This window comes from Candidatus Protochlamydia phocaeensis (genome assembly GCF_001545115.1).
Taxonomy (GTDB): domain Bacteria; phylum Chlamydiota; class Chlamydiia; order Chlamydiales; family Parachlamydiaceae; genus Protochlamydia_A; species Protochlamydia_A phocaeensis.
In genome coordinates this window covers 1-5,442 of record NZ_FCNU01000008.1, presented here as the reverse complement: position 1 = coordinate 5,442, position 5,442 = coordinate 1, and the positions used below count along the sequence as shown (strand labels likewise).

At 33.3% G+C, this 5,442-nt stretch carries 4 protein-coding genes and 1 pseudogene; 4 read left to right on the top strand and 1 reads right to left on the bottom strand.

From position 1 onward, the window contains the following. From BN3769_RS14900 to BN3769_RS03170, 4 genes are all read left to right on the top strand, one after another. The coding region (locus tag BN3769_RS14900) for a hypothetical protein (RefSeq protein ID WP_195155539.1) at positions 1–395 on the top strand (395 nt) is incomplete at its 5' end. Positions 396–537: 142 nt separating this feature from the next. Further along, positions 538–957 carry a hypothetical protein gene (locus BN3769_RS03180; RefSeq protein ID WP_068467513.1) on the top strand — a complete coding sequence of 140 codons (420 nt, stop codon included), beginning with the start codon at positions 538–540 and terminating at the stop codon, positions 955–957. Positions 958–1,021: 64 nt separating this feature from the next. After that, a complete protein-coding gene (locus BN3769_RS03175; protein WP_068467511.1) occupies positions 1,022–2,305 on the top strand; it encodes a hypothetical protein in 1,284 nt (427 codons plus the stop codon). Positions 2,306–2,359: 54 nt separating this feature from the next. After that, on the top strand, positions 2,360–4,918 hold the full coding sequence (locus tag BN3769_RS03170; protein ID WP_195155538.1) for an SEL1-like repeat protein: 2,559 nt from the start codon (positions 2,360–2,362) through the stop codon (positions 4,916–4,918). Positions 4,919–4,967: 49 nt separating this feature from the next. Here BN3769_RS03170 and BN3769_RS03165 read toward each other — a convergent pair. Beyond that, positions 4,968–5,318 (bottom strand): annotated as a pseudogene (locus BN3769_RS03165) (transposase); the annotation flags it as partial. Positions 5,319–5,442: the final 124 nt, after the last annotated feature.

Below are 5,442 nucleotides of genomic sequence, written 5' to 3'. Positions count from 1 at the left end.
TTTCGAATGATCCTTCTACTTTCCCTAACGCTTCAAAGGAATTGACTCAAGCTCAAGAAAAATTAGCTGAAATGAGAACATCCGTTTGGCAGCAAAGCCAAATTCAGACGAGAACTCAAGAACTTAACCGTCTTTCCGATTTGAATAATGAAGTCATTAAAAACTCAATTAACGGTGTCAGTCAAACCATTCAAGCCGGTTTGATTGGCAAGGAAGGAGCCATCGATGCGCTTAAAACGATGAATGATGGATATCTGCAAGTATTGAATAAATATGCAGAAAATACCGCTAAATCAAGGGATGATGCCAAAGCTAATTTTGATCGTTTTGTTGATTTCTTGATGAAAATCGTTGACTCAGACTTTAAAGCACATTCTATTGGACAAGGAGTGTAAAATAATATTTTATTGACATTAAATATGTTTTATTTCAAATAAATAGATTATCTATTGTCTTGAATTTACAAATTCTTTATAATAGTAGAGTTTTTATTGCTTAAATTAAGGAATTTAAGAAAATTTTAAAAGGAGAAAAAATATGACAAGCATTGTTCCTAATTCACCCTCAACATCTTCATTTCAATCTGGTTATCTCGATCAATCTCTGCTACCTAATGGTTTTATTACTGTAGCTCTAACAGGAGATTATTTAGAAGTTAAAAAGGAAAATAATAAGTGTACAGCTTTTGTGATTTCTATTTTAAATGATATTGATCCAAAATATATAGGGAAAACAGTTGCTGAAGGTAGAATGGCAGTTCTGCAAGTAGAACAGGATAAGGTGAAGTCTATCACTATCAAAAATAATTTACTTCAAGCCTTTCAAAAACACAACATTACAAATATTGTTGTTCAATCTGGTAATAATTTACTTGTCATTGATGGAGATGTTAAAATGAGATCTTATGCTTCTGATGAACAATATATAAGATATATGCAAAAAATGAAGCTAATGTAAATTATTTATTATTTTTTATTATTGCATGATATAATTAATATTATATGATAAGCAAGGTGAGATTATGATTAATTCTTCTTTTTCATATAATACTAATGCGTTAGTTTCATCAAATTTAGAGCAAGAATCAATAAACAAAGCAAATAATGGAATTTACTCTGAAAATCAAAATCAAAATATATCTCACGATTTTCAGAGTAATTCTGTTCCGAGTTTAAATATTCACTCTTTTACTTTTATTTCTTTTAAAGATCTCGAACTATATAATGATCCTCCCATAGAGAAACAAAACAACAGTCCTCTTGAAGAAGATGATTTCCTAGAAAATTTTTTAAATGAAGATAAAGGTGTTAACCTAACCTCCTTAGATGATCAGGTATATGCTAGTCTAGCAAAAAATGATGGAGATTCTTTAGAAGATTTTTTGGCAAGCAAAGAAGAAGACACATTTAATGCTCCCCTACAAATTACAATTTCTCAACAACAAGAAGCCGCTTCACCAGTTCAAGCAGACGAATTTATAAAACCTCCTCTAGAGATATTAAAAGCAACTACTAGCTCTACTCATATTACTTATTTTCCCCCAGCCACTGTTGAATTACTTCATAGACTAAAAGATATCCCTGATCGAACCGATCTAAGCTTAAATTTTAAAAGAATAAGTCTAGATGAAGAGCATAGTCAAGAAACTTTAAAAGAATTAGCTTGGGCAGCTCAAAATGAAGCTTTTGCTCATATAAAGCAAAATGATCAAGGAGAGACAGAGGTTAAATTAGCAGCTCGCTATGCTGATTTACTTGAAAAGCATAACATCAAGGAAATTAAAATTAATAATAATAAAGGAGAAGAAATCGAGAAAATAAATGTTGATAACATTAAAATTAATAAATTCTCTCCTGAAGAAATTAATTCTATTTGCCAACAAATATTTAAATATATTCAAAGTGTGGATTCTCAGCAAAAGCAACACAGACGTAATGAAGACTCAAAGAAAATTAATGAAGCCAGCTCTCATATATTAAGCAATCTTCTGAAAAACAAAATAGATGAAATTCCCAAGGCTAAATCCACGGATCCCTTGTTTGTAGAGAAGGTTGCAATAAATGTATTAAAGATGCTTAGCATTCTCGTAAAAAAACAAAGAGAGATGGAAAGGATTAAAGAAGAGAGAGCGGAGGAAAAAGATAGGGAATTTTGGGAAAATAAGCATTTAATTATTCAAAAATATATTCAAAAATTTGAAATATTACGTGATAGCATAAAAGAACAAACCCTTGTTCATTCGATTATCTCGAATCAAAACCAATCTTATCTTAAAACTCACGCTTTTAAGATAGCGAGTCATTAAAGTCTCTATTAAATAATCTTTTCCATTTTTAGATTTATGATAGGAGATGCGAAAATGTCACTAGAATATCTCTCGATGAAAAAACAAGAAGTGATTTATTGGGAATTATGTGATGCTATTAGTATCCATCATAAACATATTAATTTAATATTTTCTCAATCTCAAAGCTTCACAGAACAAGAAACCTTTAGCAACTGGAAGCTAGAAGCTGATCAAGGATTAGCAGAGGCCCAGTTTATAACTGGTATATGTTATGAGGAAGGAAAGGGTATTAGAAAATCTTATCGATCAGCTTTTCAATACTACAAATTAGCCGCTGATCAAGGACTGGCTAGGGCCCAGTTTCGTTTAGCTCTTTTATACGAATATGGCCTAGGAATTAAAAAAAATCTCCAACAAGCTTTTTATTACTATGAATTAGCTGCAAATCAAGATGATGCGGGAGCTATGGCCAAATTAGGAGCCTTATATGCTAAAAATAAATTCATAGAAAAATCGATCTATTATTATCAATTAGCAGCTGATGCTGGATGTTTGAGTGCTTGGTCTTATTTAGCAGATGCTTATGAAAAAGGGATTGGCGTTGAAAAATCAGTAAAAAAAGCAAATTTATTTCATCAAAGAAGATTCAAATTATACAAACAACTCGCTGACCAAGGAGATGCTGAATATCAGGCTGGAGTGGGATGGCTCTTCGAAAATGGGAATGGTGTTGAAAAGTCAATAAAACAAGCCATTCATTATTATAAGTTATCTGCAAGCCAAAATTGCCCAATTGGTTTTTTTCATCTAGCTGAGTGCTTCGCTGAAGGAAATGGCATTGAAAAATCAATAGAACAAGCTATTTATTATTATAGACTATCCGCTGAAAAACAAAACACGCTAGCCATGTATTCCTTAGCCGAACTATTTATTAAGAATAAAATGCATGAAGATGAAGCCGTTGACTATTTCAAATTGATTATACAACTTGGCTCGGAGAGTAATTCGTCCTTAATTTCAACAGTTCAACACAATTTAGGCAAATGCTTTGAACAGGGTATAGGGATCAAAAAATCTTTTCAAAATGCTCTTTATTATTACAAGATGGCCGCAGAAGGAGGATGCTTATTAGCACAAATCAGGCTAGGAGACGCCTATTTGAAAGAAGAACTAGAATTAAAAAAGTCTCCGAAGCAAGCATTCTATTATTACCAATTAGCTGCTAATCAAGGGTCACCATATGCCCTAGAAATATTAGGAGAATGCTGCGAAAACGGCATTGGAACAAAGCAATCTCTTGAAAAGGCTATTAATTATTACATTCTTGCCGCTCAAAACGGATTAACTTCCGGTTATTATCATGCAGGAAATTGCTATAAAAAAATGAAAGATGACGCTTTTATTGCCAAAGCAATTGAGTATTTCAAACTTGGAGCTTCTCAAAATGACTCACTATCTCAGATTGCGCTTGCTGAAGCTTTTGCTAAAGGCTTTGGTTTGGAAAAATCAGAAGAAGAATCACAGCGATATTATAATTTAGCTCAAACTAATCAGGAGGTTATCCAAGCTCTCGAAACCATGAAGGATGAAGAGCGAACTTTTTATCTTTTAAAAGAAAGAGCTGATCAAGGAGACCTAGAAGCGCAATTATGTATAGCAACATTCTACTGGACTGGAAGAGGAACTAAGGAATCTGAATATGATGCTTTCAAGTATTGTAAAAAAGCTGCTGATCAAGGATTGGCTGAAGCCCAGTACAATATAGGGATATGCTATTTATCAGGAAGAGGCATTAAACAATCCACCGAAGATGCTTTCAAGTACTTGAAATTAGCAGCCGATCAAAAATTATTACCAGCCTATCGGGCACTCGTTGCATTGTATGAAGAAAAACAAAATTACGACGAAGCTAGACACTACCTCAAATTAGCGGCTGAGCAAGGAGATCAAGAATCTATATATGACTTAGGAATTTATTATGAGCACGGAATAGGATTAGAACAGTCAAATAGTGAAGCTATTAAATATTTTAAATTAGGAGCTGAAAGACAAGATCCTAATTGCCAGCTAAAATGCGGTCTCTTTAGTGAAACAGAAAAATCCTATGAACAAGCTTTTCAATATTATCAACTCGCTGCCAATCAAGGAAATGCCACAGCCTACTATAAAATAGGAGAATTATATGCTTTAGGAAATGGTGTTAAGCAATCTAATGAAAATGCTTTTAAATATTACAAATTGGCAGCTGATCAAGGAGATCCAAATGGTCAATATTTTGTGGCTTACTCTTATGTTTATGGGGCAGGGGTAGAAAAGGACTTTAATCAAGCCATCTATTATTATAAACTCGCTGCTGATCAAGGTAACCCTTCCGCTCAAAGAAAGTTAGCCGAGATTTATGAAGGAGAAATTAAGCAGTCCTATGAGCAAGCTTTCAAATACTATCAACTCGCGGCTCAATCAGGTGATTTAGATGCACTTTTTCAAATTGGTCGTTACTATTTATGGGGAAGGTTTGTAGAAAAAAGTCCATTTAAAGCGCTTGAATGCTTTAATCAACTATTAGCTAACGGTTACAGAACCGAGACCATCAAACAATATATTAAAGAATGCGAGAAAAGATTTGAATAAATTTGTTAAAATATTTTCTGAGTCTGTCAATTTTTCTGTGTAAATTGTTTTAGCCATTAGCTATACCCAGTCGATCTCCATAAGCAAGTGCTAAATAAGAAATGGCTGTTTTCCATTCCCTATTCGGCATTGTCCATCTCTTAGAGATATCCCTAGCCGCTAAGAAAAGCATTTTAAATAAAGCCTCATCTGATGGAAAAACAGCTTTATTTTTAGTGACTTTTCTAAATTGCCTATGAAGGGATTCTACTGCATTCGTCGTATAAATAATACGGCGAATTGGAGTAGAAAATTCAAAAAACGTCTTTAAGTTTTCCCAATGAAATACCCATGGCTTAACTGCCAAAGGATAGCTGCCATTCCATTTTTGTTGCAATCGCTCGAGATTGTATTCAGCTAAATTTTATGAAAATTGGGACTTTGGTTGACAGATTTGGTATATAAATCTTTTCAAACAAAGGATCCCAAATGAACTTAAAAGCCAAACAAGATATTCAAAGAAAGTTGCGCGTTCTCCGATATGC

Coding starts and splice junctions, on each gene's coding strand:
- BN3769_RS03180 (WP_068467513.1), top strand. CDS start 538: ATGACAAGCATTGTTCCTAATTCACCCTCAACATCTTCATTTCAATCT.
- BN3769_RS03175 (WP_068467511.1), top strand. CDS start 1,022: ATGATTAATTCTTCTTTTTCATATAATACTAATGCGTTAGTTTCATCA.
- BN3769_RS03170 (WP_195155538.1), top strand. CDS start 2,360: ATGTCACTAGAATATCTCTCGATGAAAAAACAAGAAGTGATTTATTGG.